Annotated in this window: 10 protein-coding genes; 4 read left to right on the forward strand and 6 right to left on the reverse strand. The window is 67.5% G+C overall.

What is annotated here, in order from left to right; genetic code table 11:
• The first annotated feature begins 37 nt into the window (after nt 1-37).
• Nucleotides 38-1,015 (forward strand): Bug family tripartite tricarboxylate transporter substrate binding protein, encoded by a 978-nt coding sequence (locus tag KHY18_RS08215; RefSeq protein WP_213297791.1) that lies wholly within the window; start codon nt 38-40, stop codon nt 1,013-1,015.
• 55 nt (nt 1,016-1,070) lie between these two features.
• On the opposite strand, the gene KHY18_RS08220 is transcribed toward KHY18_RS08215, so the two are convergent.
• The gene (locus KHY18_RS08220) at nt 1,071-3,242 is read right to left on the reverse strand and encodes a TonB-dependent receptor (RefSeq protein ID WP_213297795.1); all 2,172 of its coding nucleotides are present in this window, start codon (nt 3,240-3,242) and stop codon (nt 1,071-1,073) included.
• A 402-nt stretch (nt 3,243-3,644) separates the two neighbouring features.
• On the opposite strand from KHY18_RS08220, the gene KHY18_RS08225 reads away from it, so the two are divergent.
• Complete coding sequence (locus KHY18_RS08225) at nt 3,645-4,313, forward strand: response regulator (protein ID WP_213297798.1); 669 nt, start codon at nt 3,645-3,647, stop codon at nt 4,311-4,313.
• A complete protein-coding gene (locus KHY18_RS08230; RefSeq protein ID WP_213297803.1) occupies nt 4,310-5,743 on the forward strand; it encodes a sensor histidine kinase in 1,434 nt (477 codons plus the stop codon). The genes KHY18_RS08225 and KHY18_RS08230 overlap by 4 nt, the downstream gene beginning before the upstream one ends.
• Here the strand turns inward: KHY18_RS08230 and KHY18_RS08235 are convergent.
• Nucleotides 5,712-6,689, reverse strand: coding sequence for a tripartite tricarboxylate transporter substrate binding protein (locus KHY18_RS08235; protein ID WP_213297806.1), 978 nt, complete (start codon nt 6,687-6,689; stop codon nt 5,712-5,714). The two genes, KHY18_RS08230 and KHY18_RS08235, sit on opposite strands and share 32 nt — an antisense overlap.
• Before the next feature lie 140 nt (nt 6,690-6,829).
• Between KHY18_RS08235 and KHY18_RS08240 the strand changes: the two genes are divergently transcribed.
• Nucleotides 6,830-7,843, forward strand: coding sequence for a Bug family tripartite tricarboxylate transporter substrate binding protein (locus KHY18_RS08240; protein ID WP_213297819.1), 1,014 nt, complete (start codon nt 6,830-6,832; stop codon nt 7,841-7,843).
• On the opposite strand, the gene KHY18_RS08245 is transcribed toward KHY18_RS08240, so the two are convergent.
• From KHY18_RS08245 to cobW, 4 genes are all read right to left on the reverse strand, one after another.
• Nucleotides 7,830-8,285: a vWA domain-containing protein gene (locus tag KHY18_RS08245; protein WP_213297821.1), complete on the reverse strand. Its 456-nt coding sequence runs from the start codon at nt 8,283-8,285 to the stop codon at nt 7,830-7,832. The genes KHY18_RS08240 and KHY18_RS08245 overlap by 14 nt on opposite strands.
• Before the next feature lie 203 nt (nt 8,286-8,488).
• On the reverse strand, nt 8,489-9,547 hold the full coding sequence (locus tag KHY18_RS08250; protein WP_213297823.1) for a magnesium chelatase ATPase subunit I: 1,059 nt from the start codon (nt 9,545-9,547) through the stop codon (nt 8,489-8,491).
• Complete coding sequence (cobN, locus tag KHY18_RS08255) at nt 9,544-13,365, reverse strand: cobaltochelatase subunit CobN (protein ID WP_213297825.1); 3,822 nt, start codon at nt 13,363-13,365, stop codon at nt 9,544-9,546. The genes KHY18_RS08250 and cobN overlap by 4 nt, the downstream gene beginning before the upstream one ends.
• Entirely contained in the window at nt 13,365-14,441 is a 1,077-nt protein-coding gene (gene cobW, locus KHY18_RS08260; RefSeq protein ID WP_213297847.1) for a cobalamin biosynthesis protein CobW, read from the reverse strand. The genes cobN and cobW overlap by 1 nt, the downstream gene beginning before the upstream one ends.
• Between the last annotated feature and the right edge of the window lie 5 nt (nt 14,442-14,446).

Consider the following 14,446-nt stretch of genomic DNA (forward strand, 5'->3'; position numbering starts at 1 on the left):
TTGCAATCGGCATTGCCATCACTTCTTACTGATCACCATGCTTGCATCTTCTTTTTCCCGGCGCGCTCTTGTGGCGGCGGCCGCCGCGGTGGCCGTCACTCCGCTGTGGGCCCAGTCCTCTTACCCCGCCAAGCCGATTCGTCTGGTGATTGGCTATGCGCCCGGCGGCTCGGTCGACATGGTCGGGCGCGTGATTGCCGACATCCTCACCAAGCACCTCGATGCGACGGTGGTGGTGGAAAACCAGGCCGGCGCCGCCGGCGTGGTCGCGGCCCAGCGCGTGGTCAGCAGCAAGCCCGACGGCTACACGCTGCTGGCCGGCTCCAGCAATGAACTGGCGGGCACCAAGGCCGTCAATACCGCGCAGAAATACGATCCCTCCAAGGACCTGACGCCCATCGGCCTGGCCGCACTGGCGCCCAACATGTGGGTTGCGGGCGCACATGTGCCGGTGAAGAACCTCGACGAGTTTGTCGCCCTGGTCAAGAAGAATCCCGGCAAGTACAGCTACGGCAGCCCGGGAATCGGCTCGACGCCGCATTTCTCGGCCGAACTGATCAAGAAGCTTGCCGGCCTGTACATCACCCATGTGCCTTACCGCGGCTCGGCGACGATGACCACCGACCTGGGTGGCGGCAATGTCGATTTCGCCATCATCTCGCCGCTCGCCGCCGGACCTTTCCTGCAAAACGGCCGCATGAAGGCGCTGGGCGTGACCACGGCCACGCGCCTGCCCGGCTTCAAGGACGTGCCCGCGCTGGGCGAGCACCCCGCGCTCAAGGGCTATTCGCTGGCCGGCTGGTTTGCGTTTGCCGCGCCCAAGGACCTGCCGCCCGAGATCCTTGCCAAGCTCCAGGCCGCGCTGCGCGCAGGTCTGGCCGACCCGGTGATTCGCCAGCGCCTCGAGGCTTCGGGCGCGATTCCGGCCAAGGGTGATGAGAACCTGGCGCAGCTGATCCGCACCGACATGGACAAGTACGCCGATCTGGCGGCCTACGCCAAGATCGTCGAGTAGTTGCAGAACATGCGCGCGGCCCGGGGCCGCGCGGCGCATGGCCCGCGGCCCGCGCTTAGAACTGGTAGTTCGCGCTGACCAGGAAGCTGCGCGGCGCACCGGGCATGGCATTGGAGCGCCAGTATTCCTTGTCCAGCAGATTCGACACCGCCAGGGTCACGGTCCACGGCGCGGCACGCCAGCCGATCAGGCCGTCCCAGCGCGTGTAGCCGGGAACGGCCGCGGTGTTGGCGGCGTTGGTGTAGCGTTCGCTGGTGTGCGTCACACCCAGCTCGCCATACCATGCGCCTGCAGGGGCGTAGCGCAGAAACAGGCTGCCGTTGCGCTTGGCGGTATTGGGCAGGTACTTGCCCATGTTCGCTGGCACGCTCTGGTCGCTCGCGACCTTGGCGCTCATCACGCCCACGCCGCCGCGCACATACCATGCGGGAGCGATACGGCCGGAGGCGCTGAACTCGATGCCGCGCGAGCGCTCCTTGCCGCGCACTGCAAAGCGGTAGGGGTCGATGTCGGGCTCGGGCCGGTAGCGGATGTTGTAGTGCTCCAGTTCATAGGCCGCGAGCTGGGTCGACAGCTTGCCGTCGAGCCAGTCGCTCTTGACCCCGACTTCGAACTGGCGCGAATGCTGGGGTTCCTCGTCAAGCACCGCGGTGGCGGCGGTATCCACGCTCAGGGTGCCGCGGCCGCCATAAGGCGAGAAGCTCTTGTTCCACGAGCTGTAGATGCTGTGCTCAGGCAGCGGCTGCCAGATCACGCCCACGCGCGGGCTGACCGAGTTGCCGCCGGTGTCGCGCTGAAAGCCATTGATGCGGTTGGTGCTCTCGAACGTATAGCTGTCGTAGCGCGCGCCCAGCAGCACTTTCCACTGCGGCGCGAGATGGACCATGTCCTGCACGTAGATCGCATGGCCCTTGCCCACATGCAGGTTGTGCTGCGAGGGCGCGCCCTGCGCGGGACGCTGGGCATTGAACACCGGGTTGAACGGGTCGACGAAGCCGTTGCTGGCGGTGGTGGAGAACAGGCGCGGCGCGCGCTCTTCCTGGCTGTACTCGGCGCCTAGCAGCAGGTCGTGGCGCATGCCGGCCAGCTCGAAGCGGCCCGTCAGATCCACGGTGTTGGAGGTGGTCTTGTTGGCGGTCTCCTGCCAGGCATAGCTCTGGCGCACCTGGCCGCGGTGGGTGCAGGCCGCGCCGGCCGAGGTGCGCCCCTGGGCGTTGCAGTAGGTGCCCAGATAGTAGTGATCGAAGTCCTGCGCGGCCTCGCGCCGGCTCGCCACCCAGCGCAGGCTCCAGGCGGGGTTGAAGTCATAGCTCAGATCGGAGCGCAGCACGCGCAGGCGGTCTTCCACATAGTCGCCGGGCTGGGCAAAGCCCTGGCGTATCGATACCCCGGCCGGCAACTGGTCATATGCGGGGCTGCGATCGGGCACGCGCCAGACGTTGTCGTAGGTGTACTGGCCAGTCCAGCGCAGGCCCTTGCGGTTGTCGACCATGATGCTGGGCGAGATCATCTCGTTGCGGTTGCGTATGCCGCTGCGAAAGCTGTGCGCCTGTTCGCGGTCGGCTGTCAGGCGCACGGCGACATAGGGGTTGATCACCCGGTTGATGTCGATGGTGCCGCCGACGTTGTCCCAGGAGCCGCCGCGCAGCGTGACGCTGCTTTTTGCGTCGAAACGCGCCTGCTTGCTCACCAGGTTGACGACGCCGCCGCCGGCGCTGCGCCCGTAGAGCACCGAGGCCGGGCCCTTGAGAATCTCGATGCGCTCGACGTTGGCGGTGCTGCGGCGCACCTGGCCGCTTTCGCGCACGCCATCGCGGTAGATGTCGCCGGCATCGGCCTGGAAGCCGCGGATCATCACGCCCTCGCCGCGCATGTCGTAGCTGGTGTTCACGCCGGGCACGCCGTCCAGCATGGTGGCGAGATCATTGATGCCGTAGCTCTTGTACTTGTTGACTTCGAGCGTATCAATGGTCTGCGGAATGTCCCTGGGCGCCATGTAGGTCTTGGTGGCCGTGGTCACGCCTTCGGGGCGCACGTCATCCGGATCGTACTGGCTGGAGTTGACCTCAACGGTAGGCAGGGACTGCGCAGCGCCTGGCTCCTGCTGCTGCTGCTGCTGCTGCGCGCCTGCGGCCGCACAGGCCAGTCCCGCCAGCGCGGCCAACGCCGCCATGGCAGGCAGGCGCATGGGACGCACTGCCCGCGTTTCCTCATTCTTGTTTGTCATCAATCTATCCGCCCCAAGGTGTCGAGCCGCTCAGGTAAAGGGCTCATGTCTGAAAGCGTGTAATTGTAACAATAATGAGATGTATTATCATTCAAAATTCAGCACAAACGATGTATTGATGCCACGCTGCACAGGGTGCAGGCCGCGCTGCGCCGCGCCGCACGCTGCGGCAGGGGCAGTTTCATGCAGGAGCGTTTCCAATTTTGCAATGGCATCGTCCCTTGGCCATTGGCCGGGCTGGTAGTTGCTGCGACCTGCGTCCACAGCATGCTGGGGCTGATTTTTAGCGGCTAAAACGGCGCGAGGGCAGCCCGCTCGCGGGTATTCCCAGGTGACATGGCTTGCGAGCGCAGGCCTGGCCTCACGACAATGGCGGCATTGATCTGGACCTTTGGCTACACCATGCGACTCTTATTGGCGGAAGACGAATCGGCGCTGGCCGACTGGCTGGTGCGCGCGCTCGAGCAAAGCGGCTTTGTGGTGGACTGGGTGGCCGACGGCCGGCTGGTGCGCCGCGCGCTGCGCGCTGCACACTACGACGCCTTGATTCTCGACCTGGGTCTGCCGGGGCTGGCGGGCGAGGAAGTGCTGCTGAGCCTGCGCGAGGAAGACAATCCACTGCCCATCCTGATTCTCACGGCGCGCGATACGCTGGCCCAGCGCGTGGCGACGCTCAAGGCCGGCGCCGACGACTTCCTCGCCAAGCCGTTTGAAGTCGAGGAGCTCGAAGCGCGCCTGCAGGCGCTGATACGCCGATCCAAGGGCCGCGAAGTCACGCGCTTTGGCTGCGGCCAGCTCAGTTATGACGCGCTCACGCGGCGCTTCACGCTGGGCCACGAGCCGTTCAGCTTGACCGCGCGCGAACATGCGCTGCTGCGAACGCTGATCCAGGCGGCCGGCGCGCCGCTGGGCCGGCGCGAACTGCTTGACCGGGTGTTTGCCGGCGACAGCGAAGTCTCGCCCGAAGCCGTGGAAGTGCTGATACACCGGCTGCGCAAGCGCCTGGCGGGCACGGGCACGCAGATTGCCACGCTGCGCGGCCTGGGCTATGTGCTGGAAGCGGCGGCGTGAAGCTGTCCGCCTTGCACCGCGTGAGCCTGCGGCGCATGCTGATCGCGCTGCTGCTCGCAGGCGTGATGATCGGCAGCCTGGTTCAGGTCTGGCTGACCTGGCATACGGCGCGCTCGGCGGTGAATGCGGCCTTCGACCGCTCGCTGTTTGGCGCGGTGAAGGCCATAGATGCCAATGTCTCCACCGAAAGCGGCGGGCTGGCGGTGGAACTGCCTTATGTGCTGTTTGAATTCTTCGAGCTCACGGCCAATGGGCCGGTGTATTACCGGGTCGCGACGCAGGATGGCCTGGTGGAGATAGGCAGCCCCGATCTGCCTGTGCCGGCGCAGCCGCTGCGCGAGCGCCAGCCGCATTTCGAGACCGTGGAGTACGCGGGCCAGCAGATGCGCATTGCAAGCTACCAGCGTCTGCTGGCGCAGCCTATGGGTTCGAGTACCGACACCCGCCTGGTGATCCAGGTGGCCGAGCCGTTTGCCTCGCGCGACCAGTTCAGCCGGCGTTTCATTCTGGGGGCGGTGGCGCGCGACGCGCTGCTGGCCGCGCTGGCCGCGGCAGTGGCGGCGGCGGCAGTGGCCTGGGCATTGCGGCCGCTGCGGCAACTGCGCCAGGAAGTCGCGGCGCGCGCTCCCGACGATCTGTCGCCCATGGACACCAGCCGCGTGCCCCAGGACGTGCTGCCGCTGGTCGAAGCCATGAACCAGCATATCTTTCGCCAGCGCGAACTGCTGGACAGCCAGCGCCGGTTTGTCGATGACGCCTCGCACCAGCTGCGCACGCCGTTGAGCACGCTGCTGACCCAGGTGTCGTTTGCCCAGCGCGCCACCGACCTGCCCAGCGTCCAGGCCGCGCTGGCGGCGCTGCGCGAACAGCTGCGCCACACCATTCGCCAGACCAACCAGATGCTGGCGCTGGCGCGCGCCGACACCTGCGACCTGGCAAGCGAGTCGGTCGATCTGGCCGAACTCGCGCGCGAAGTCACCCGGCGCTGGTGGCCGCAGGCGCGCGCCCAGCACATCGACCTGGGACTGGAGACGCCGGAGCAAGCGGTATGGGTGCGGGTGCAGCGTGAACTGCTGGAAGAAGCGCTGGCCAATCTGCTGGACAACGCCTTGCGCTATACGCCGGCGCAGGGGCGCATCACGGTCAAAGTGGCGTTGGAGCCGGGCTGCGCCTGCCTCAGCGTCAGCGACAGCGGCCCGGGCATTCCCCCCCACGACCTGCCGCAGGCAATGCAGCGCTTTTTTCGTGCCAGCAATTCGCAGGGAGCGGGCTCGGGCCTGGGGCTGGCCATCGTTGCCTCGATCGCCAGGCGCCACCAGGGCAGCCTCGCGCTGCGCCAGGCGCCCAATGAAGGCGGCCTGTGGGCGCAGATGCAGCTGCCGCGCGCGGCGCCGGAGTCTACTTTGCCGCCGGAAGACCCAGCTCCTTGACCAGCGCGCGGTAGTGCGCGACCTGCTGGTGAACGTAGCGCTCAAGGTCCTTGCCCACCAGGGCCATGGGAAACAGTCCGCGTTCGGCGCGCAGCTGCTGAAAGCCGGGTGTGGCAAGCATCTTTGCGAAGGTCTCGCTCCAGAGCGCGTAGTCGGCGTCCGAGACACGCGGACCCAGATAGAAGCCGCGCACGATGGGCCAGGAAATCGCCGCGCCGGCTTCGCGCGCCGTGGGCACCTGGGACAGCGCGCCGGGCAGGCGCTGGTCTGACATCACGGCCAGGATGCGCAGCCGCGCGCCAGCCTGTATCTGCTGGCCGGTCTCGGCGGCATCGCCGGTGAATACATGAATGTGCCCGCCTTCGAGCGCGCGAATCGCTTCACCGCCGCCTTCAAAGGCGACAAAGCGCATCAGCTTGGGATTGGCGCCCGCGGCGCGCGCCAGCAGCGCGGCCTTCATCCAGTCCTGGCTGCCAATTGTTCCGCCGGCGCCCAGCACCACCTTGGCCGGCTCGGCCTTCATCGCGCGCATGACATCGGCCAGCGTCTGGTAGGGCGAGTCCTGGGCGACGACCACCGCGCCGTAGTCGGTGCCGATGGCGGCCAGCCAGCGCACATCGCTTTCGGTATAGCGCCCGAACTTGCCCTGGGCCAGATTGAGCAGCGAGCCGCCCGAGAACGCGACAATGGCGCTGGCCTGGGCCGGGCTCTGGGCTATGACGCTGCTGTACGCCACCGCGCCAATTCCACCGGGCAGGTAGCGCAGGTGCATGGGTGTGGCGATGAAGCGGCCGTCGAGCAGGCCCTTTTGCACCAGCTTGCAGCTCAGATCAAAGCCGCCGCCCGGTTTGGCGGGTGCAATGCATTCGGTCTGATCCAGCGCAGCGGCGGCGGCCGGCAGGGCCAGGGCGCAGGCCAGCAGGGCAAAGGTGAATCGATGGGACATGGGGGCAGAGCATATACAGGTCATGGGGTGCGGCGCGCGGGCCGGTGCGCGAAGCTAGGGTAAACACCTTGCGGCTGAAAGCCTGTTGAAAGCTGGCCGCAGGCAGCATGGCAGCTTCACAAGTATTTCGGAGACAGAACATGCCACGCCTTGCCCACGCATCGGATCTTTCCGCGGCCCCCACGCGCCGCCAACTGCTGAGCGCCGGCGGTGCGCTGGCATTGACGGGCCTGCTGCCCGGCGCGGCGCTGGCGCAAGGCGCCTGGCCGTCGAAGTCGGTGCGCTTCGTCGTGCCGTTCGCACCCGGCGGCAGCTCGGAAATCGTCGCCCGCTCCACATCCGCCGAGCTGTCCAAGACGCTGGGCCAAAGCGTGTTTGTCGACAACAAGCCGGGAGCGGCGGGCAACATCGCCATGTCTGAGGTGGCGCGCGCCGATGACCAGCACACGCTGATCCTGGGCCATATCGGCACGCTGGCCGTCAACCCCTATATCTTCGACAAGCTGCCCTGGTCGCCCAAGGATTTCAAGCCCATCAGCCTGCTGGCCAAGGTGCCCAGCCTGTATGTGGTGCACCCCGATGTGCCGGCAAAGAACCTGCGTGAGTTCATTGCCTACGCCAAGAGCAAGCCCGGCCGCCTGAGCTATGGCTCGGCCGGCAACGGCAGCGCCGGACAGCTGGCCTTTGAATACCTGAAGATGACGGCCGATGTGTACATGCTGCATGTGCCGTATCGCGGCACGGGACCGATGCTGACCGACCTGCTGTCGGGTCGGGTCGATGCCTCGGCGATCGGCGCCGCGGCCATCCTGCCCTTCATCAAGTCGGGCAAGGTGCGCTGCATTGCAACCGGCTCGTCCCAGCGCCTGGCGCAGCTGCCCGACGTGCCCACCGTGGCCGAGCAGGGCTTTCCCGGCTTCGAGATGACCCAGTGGTACGGCATGCTGGCACCGGCCAGCATGCCGCAGGCCCATGTCGACAAGCTGTCGGCCGAAACCATGAAGGCCGTCAAGGCACCCGATGCGCTCAAACGCCTGCATGGCGATGCGGCCGAAGTCATTGGCGACACGCCCGCGCAGTTTGCCCAGTTCATTGCCACCGAGCAGGAACGCTGGAAGAAGGTGATTGCGCGCGCGAAGATCAAACCCGATTGAGCTGGGCAGCGGCAATCCACTGCGCATCCCAGTCGCGCGCCAGCCGCTGGCAGCGGCGCAGCGCCACGGCCTCGTTCTCGAAGTCGACAATATGGCAGCTGTCGGCCAGCGCCGGCCGAGCGGGCAGGGCCGCAAAACGGCCGTCGGTCAGCAGCCACAGCGACAGGTTCTGGACCGTGGATGCCTTGCGGCTGCGCTGCATCAGCGTTTGCGCCAGCTGCAGGGCCGACTCCACGGGCGTGGCGCCGCCGCCGCGCAGCGGTGCGATCCACACGGCGTTGAAGGTGGCCACCTTGCCCGGCGCCTGCAGCAGCCGCGCCTCGTTGCCGCCAAAGCCTATCACCGCCAAATGTTCGCGCCGGCGATAAAAGCGCTCGGTCAGTGCCAGCAGACAGCCCTTGGCCAGCGCGAGCTTCTCCCCGCGCAGCATAGAGGCCGACATGTCGAGCAGCACGCAGTGCAGCGTGTTGCTGCCCAGGGGCTGGGGCCGATAGCGCAGATCGCGCAGCTGCAGCGTCCCACTGCCTTTGCGTCCCAGCGTTTTAACCCAGTCAAGGCGTGCGCTGGCCGCGCCGGCAAGCCGCCCCTTGCCTGCGGTGTTTGCCCCGCGCCCTGCCTTGGCCTGACCGGCCAGCGCAGGGCGCGTCAGGCTTTTTTTGGCTTGAACCCCTCCAAGGCCTTGAGCGGCTTGACCGCCTGCAGGCCCGTGGCCTGGGGCGGGGGCAGGGCGCCCCAGCTCTCGGACTGGCTTTCGCCGGGCGCGCCATCGCCGGCCTGCGGTGTGGGTGAAGGGGCGGGGGGGGGCGCGTTCGATGCGTCGGGCGGCGGTGACGGCGCCGGTGGCGGGGGCGTGCCCGCGCCCGCGTCATGGCTGCGCCGGTGCGCCAGCGCCAGTTCTGCCACGGCATCGACATCGGCCAGGCTCACCTCGCCGCGGCCGGCAAGCGCTGCATGGGCGCGCGCGGCGCGCAGCATCACCAGATCGGCGCGCACGCCTTCGACGCCTGCGCTCTGGCACAGTCCGGCCACATGGTCGTGCACGGCATCGGACCACTCGAGATCCGTGACGCTGTCGCGCGCCGCCGCCACGCGCGCGGCCAGCGCCTGCTGCGCGTCGGCGTAGCGCGCGGCAAACGCCTCGTGGTCGGCGTCATAGGCCATGCGCGTCTTGACAATCGCCTTGCGCGTGGCGACATCGGGCACATTCGCCAGCTGCACGAACAGGCCGAAGCGGTCGAGCAGCTGCGGGCGCAGTTGGCCTTCCTCGGGGTTCATCGTGCCTATCAGCGCAATGCGCGCCGGGTGCTGGTGCGAGACGCCGTCGCGCTCCACGCGGTTGACGCCGCTGGCGCTGACGTCGAGCAGCAGATCGACCAGGCCGTCGGCCAGCAGATTCACTTCATCGACATAGAGAATGCCCTGGTGGGCCTGGGCCAGCAGGCCGGGGCGGAACTGCACGCGGCTGTCCTGCAGCGCGGCTTCGAGATCGAGCGAGCCGACAAGCTGCTCTTCGGTCGCGCCCAGCGGCAGATTGACGAAGCGGCCCGCGGGCAGCAGCGCCGCGAGCGCGCGCGCGCTGGTCGATTTGGCCGTGCCGCGCGGGCCTTCGACCAGCACGCCGCCCAGCAGCGGGTCGACAGCCACCAGCAGCAGCGCGGTCTGCAACGGCTGCTGGCCTTGCAGGGCGGTGAAGGGATAAGTCATCGGTTCTCCAGCAGCTGTTCGGCTGCAAGCAGTTGTTGTTCCAGCAGCGGCTGGTAGTCGCCGCTGTCCTGCCACAGTCCGCGCTGTATGGCTTCGAGCAGGCGCTCGCAGATGCCATGGAAGGCCGCGGGATTGTGCTGCTGCAGGAAGTCGCGCGTCGCGGCATCGGCGACAAAGGCGTCGGTCACGCGCGCGTATTGGTCGTCGCGCACCACGCGCGCCGTGGCGTCGAAGGCGAACAGATAGTCCACGGTGGCCGCGACTTCGGCCGCGCCCTTGTAGCCATGGCGCTTGATGCCGTCTATCCACTTGGGGTTGGTCACGCGCGAACGCACGACGCGGCTGATTTCTTCTTGCAGCGTGCGCATGCGCGGGGCCTGCGGGTTGCTGTGGTCGCCGAAGTAGAGATCGGGCTGCTGCCCGCTGTAATGGCGCACGGCCGCGGCCATTCCGCCCTGGAACTGGTAGTAGTCGTCGGAGTCGAGCAGGTCATGCTCGCGGTTGTCCTGGTTGTGCACCACCAGCTGCATGGCGCTCAGGCGCTGCACAAAGGTCTCGGGCAGCGGCGTGCCGTTGTCGTTCTGGCCGTAGGCATAGGCGCCCCAGTTGCGGTAGGCCGTCGCCAGATCGGCGTCGGTCTGCCAGTTCTGGCCGTCCATCAGGCCTTGCAGGCCCGCGCCATAGCTGCCGGGCTTGGCGCCGAACACGCGCAGGCCCGCCTGGTGGCGCGCGTCCTTGGCGTCCATGCCTTGTTCCTGCAGCTGGGCGGCTTCCTGCAGCACGCGTGCGCGTATCGGATTGGTGTCCGCATCTTCGTCTTCGAGATCTGCCACCTTCTGCACCGCGGCGTCGAACAGGCGTATCACATTGGTGAACGCATCGCGGAAAAAGCCCGAGACGCGCAGCGTCACATCGACGCGCGGCCGGCCCAGCACCGACATGGGCAGCACTTCGAAATCGACCACGCGCCAGCTGCCGTCGGCCCACTTGGGGCGCACGCCCAGCAGCGCGAAGGCCTGGGCGATGTCGTCGCCGCCGGTGCGCATGGTGGCGGTGCCCCAGACCGACAGGCCCAGCGTGCGCGGGTAGTCGCCATGCTCCTGCGTGTATTTCTCTATCAGCAGATTGGCCGATTGCAGGCCCAGGGTCCAGCTGGTGGGCGTGGGCACGGCGCGCGTGTCGATGGAAAAGAAGTTGCGGCCCGTGGGCAGCACGTCGGGCCGGCCGCGCGTGGGCGCGCCGCTGGGGCCCGCGGGCACGAAGCGGCCTTCGAGGCCGCGGCTGAGCTGCAGAATTTCCTGCGGGCCGCAGGCTTCGAGACGCGCGCGCAGGTCCTGCTGCACGCGCGCCAGCACGGCCAGCGTCTGCGCCATGGCGGGCGCGCTGGCGCTGACTTCCTCCAAGGGGCGCTCCAGCCAGTCCAGCGCGAGCAATTCGAGGCGTTCGCGTGTATCGCCGGTGTGGCGCCAGGGCTGGGGGTCGATCTGGGCCAGCAGTTCGGGGCGCGGGCCGGTCCAGGGCGCTTCCCAGGCCGCGTCCAGCGGGTCGAAGTCGGCGCCCAATTCGAAGTCGAGCGCGAACGCGCGTATCAGGCTGTTGTTCGCGCCCTGGCCATTGCCCACGGGGTGGCGCGCCAGCGCCAGCAGCGTGTCGCGCGCCAGGCGCCCCTGGGGCGACTGGCCGAAGATATGCAGTCCGTCGCGGATCTGGCTTTCCTTGAGTTCGCACAGATAGGCGTCGGTCTTGTTGAGCAGCAACTGCTCTTCTTCTGCGCTGCGCGGCTTGGCCACGCCCAGATCCTGGTGCAGATCGTGGGCCAGGATATGGTCGAGGATCTGCTTGCGCAATAGCTCGGCGCGCCGGCGGTCCATGGTGATCGCGTCGTAGTACTCGTCGACCATGCGTTCGAGGTCGCGCGTCGCGCCATAGCTTTCGGCGCGCGTGAGCGGCGGCATCAAGTGGTCGACGATCACCGCCTGGGCGCGGCGCTTGGCCTGCGTGCCTTCGCCCGGGTCGTTGACGATGAACGGGTACAGGTGGGGCATGGGCCCGAACACCAGATCGGGCCAGCAGGTGTTGGCCAGGGCCACGCTCTTGCCCGGCAGCCATTCGAGGTTGCCGTGCTTGCCCACGTGCACCATGGCATCGGCATTCCAGGCGCTGCGCAGCCAGTGGTAGAACGCGAGGTAGTAGTGCGGAGGCACCAGATCGGGGTCGTGGTAGCTGGCCGCGGGATCGAGCTGGTAGCCGCGCGCGGGCTGAATGCCCACGAACAGGCGGCCGCAGCGCAGGCCGGCGATCATGAAGCGGCCTTCGCGCAGCATGGGGTCGGCTTCGGGCGGGCCCCAGCGTTCCAGGATGGCCTGCTGATTGCTTTCGGGCAGGCCGGCGAAGAACGCCTGGTAGCTCGCGAGTTCCAGGCTTTGCTGCGCAGGGCGCAACGCCCAGGAATCGGGGTCGTTGGTGATGCCTTGCTGCAACTGCACCATCAAGGCATCGCTGCCCTGCGGCAGGTCTTCCAGACCGTAGCCCTGTTCGCCCAGCGCGCGCAGGATATGCATCACCGAGGCCGGCGTGTCCAGCCCCACGCCATTGCCCAGCCGGCCTTCCTTGGTCGGGTAGTTGGCCATGATCAGCGCCAGGCGCTTGTCGGCGTTGGCTTTGCCGCGCAGCCGGCACCAGCGCTGGGCGAGTTCCACCACGAAGGCCAGGCGTTCGGCATGCGGCTGGTACTGCACCACATCCGACTGCGTGAGCTCGCTGCGGTGGGAGCGGCCCTTGAAGCTGATGGCGCGCGTGATGATGCGGCCGTCGACTTCGGGCATGGCCACATGCATGGCGATGTCGCGCGGCTGCAGGCCATGGGCGTCGTCGAGCCAGCTTTGCTCGTTGGCGCCCGACATGATGACCTGCAGCACGGGAATGTCGCCCGCCAGCGCATGGTCGCCCGGGGTTTCCAGCGACGATTGCGAGAACGAGGTGGTGTTGAGAATCAGCGCCACCTGGTGGTCGGCGCACAGCTGGTGCAGCATGGCCATGCAGGCCGCGTCTTTGAGCGACAGCAGGGCCAGCGGCAGCGGGTTCATGCCCTGCGCCAGCAGTTGCTCGCTCAGCGCCTTGAACACCTGCGTGTTGCCCGACTGCAGATGCGCGCGGTAGAACACGATCATCACCACGGGTGCGCCGTCTATCCACTGCAGCGGCCCGGGCTGCTGCCAGGCGGCGATGTCGGCGGCGTCACTGGCGTCGTTGGTGGGGTGGTAGACCGCGACCGACGGCAGGGGCCGCGGCGGCAAGGCCGGCTGTTCGCCGCCCAGAAAGCCGTGCCACAGATAGCGGAACATTTCGCGCGCGTTGGCCGCGCCGCCTTCGCGCAGATAGCGCCAGATGCTGCGGCACTGCTCCATCGTCGCCGTGCTTTTCTGCAGCAGGTTCAGGTCTTCGCTGGTGTCGCCCGAGAACATCACCAGCTCTATGCCCTTGATGCGGCAGATGTCGCGAATGCGTTCCGTGCCATAGGGCCAGTAGCTTTCGCCGCCCAGGTGATCGATGACGATCACGCGCGCGTGCTGCAGCACTTCGTCCACATAGAGATCGACCGACGCCGGCTGGCGCAGGTGCATCAGATTGGCCAGGCGCACCGTGGGCAACTGCTCGCCGTCCGGGCCGCCGCGCAGCTGGGCATAGACTTCGGCGAGCAAGGCCAGCGTGGTGTCGGCCGCGCTGAGAAATACCACCTGCGCCGGGGTCTGGCCCATGCTGGCGACGAAAGCCTCGTCATCGACAAAGCCACCGGGCTGGACAGCGAGCAAATGCATCAGCGCGCTCCCAGCTGGTCGAGTTCGGCCGTGATCGCGGCTTCGTCGAGCTCATGTCCGATCAGCACCAGATGGGTCTGCGGCGTTTCGCCCGCGGCCCAGCGGCGATCGAAGTAGCTGTCGAAGCGCGTGCCCACGCCATGCACCACCAGGCGCATGGGTTTGGCCGGCACGGCGACAAAGCCCTTGACGCGGTAGACCGTGTGTTCGGAGACGATGCGCGCCAGCGCCGCGAGCAGCGCATCGCGGTCGACCGCGGGCAGCTTGACGACGATGGAATCGAACTCGTCGTGGTCGTGTTCGTCGTGGTCGTCGCCATGGCCGTGGTGGCCCTGGCGCTGGTCAATGGTCTCTTCCGAGGCGCTGGACAGGCCCAGCACCACGCCCAGGTCGATCCTGCCCTGGTCGGCGGCAACGATCTTCACCTGCGCCGGCACTTCCTCGCGCACGATGGCTTCGACCTTGGCGCGGTCTGCGCTGCTGGCCAGATCGAGCTTGGTCAACACCACCAGGTCGGCCGACATCAGCTGGTCTTCGAACAGCTCGTGCAGCGGCGATTCGTGGTCCAGGTTCGGGTCCTGGCGGCGCTGGGCGTCCACAGCCGCGGGGTTGGCCGCGAACTGGCCGGCGGCCGTGGCGGGCACATCGACCACGGTGATCACGGCGTCCACCGTGCAGGCGTTCTTGATCTCGGGCCAGTTGAAGGCCTGGACCAGAGGCTTGGGCAGGGCCAGGCCGCTGGTCTCGATCAGGATATGGTCGATGTCGGCGCGGCGCGCGATCAGCTCGCGCATCACGGGGTAGAACTCTTCCTGCACGGTGCAGCACATGCAGCCGTTGGCGAGTTCATAGAGCTGGCCCTCCTGCCCTGCGCCCTGTTCATTGCCGTTCTCGTCGCAGCCAATGCCGCAGCTGCGCAGGATGTCGCCATCGATGCCCAGTTCGCCGAACTCGTTGACGATCACCGCGATGCGGCGGCCGTTCGCGTTCTCCAGGATATGGCGCAGCAGCGTGGTCTTGCCGCTGCCCAGAAAGCCTGTGACGATGGTGGCGGGAATCTTGGCGGTGGTGTTCATGGGAA

The sequence above is a fragment of the Acidovorax sp. CCYZU-2555 genome (assembly GCF_018413525.1).
Classification (GTDB): domain Bacteria; phylum Pseudomonadota; class Gammaproteobacteria; order Burkholderiales; family Burkholderiaceae_C; genus Comamonas.

Bases quoted from the DNA above. Each gene is read 5' to 3' on its own strand.
- KHY18_RS08215 (WP_213297791.1), top strand. From the start codon at position 38: ATGCTTGCATCTTCTTTTTCCCGGCGCGCTCTTGTGGCGGCGGCCGCC.
- KHY18_RS08220 (WP_213297795.1), bottom strand. From the start codon at position 3,242: ATGACAAACAAGAATGAGGAAACGCGGGCAGTGCGTCCCATGCGCCTG.
- KHY18_RS08225 (WP_213297798.1), top strand. From the start codon at position 3,645: ATGCGACTCTTATTGGCGGAAGACGAATCGGCGCTGGCCGACTGGCTG.
- KHY18_RS08235 (WP_213297806.1), bottom strand. From the start codon at position 6,689: ATGTCCCATCGATTCACCTTTGCCCTGCTGGCCTGCGCCCTGGCCCTG.
- KHY18_RS08240 (WP_213297819.1), top strand. From the start codon at position 6,830: ATGCCACGCCTTGCCCACGCATCGGATCTTTCCGCGGCCCCCACGCGC.
- KHY18_RS08245 (WP_213297821.1), bottom strand. From the start codon at position 8,285: ATGTCGGCCTCTATGCTGCGCGGGGAGAAGCTCGCGCTGGCCAAGGGC.
- KHY18_RS08250 (WP_213297823.1), bottom strand. From the start codon at position 9,547: ATGACTTATCCCTTCACCGCCCTGCAAGGCCAGCAGCCGTTGCAGACC.
- cobN (WP_213297825.1), bottom strand. From the start codon at position 13,365: ATGCATTTGCTCGCTGTCCAGCCCGGTGGCTTTGTCGATGACGAGGCT.
- cobW (WP_213297847.1), bottom strand. From the start codon at position 14,441: ATGAACACCACCGCCAAGATTCCCGCCACCATCGTCACAGGCTTTCTG.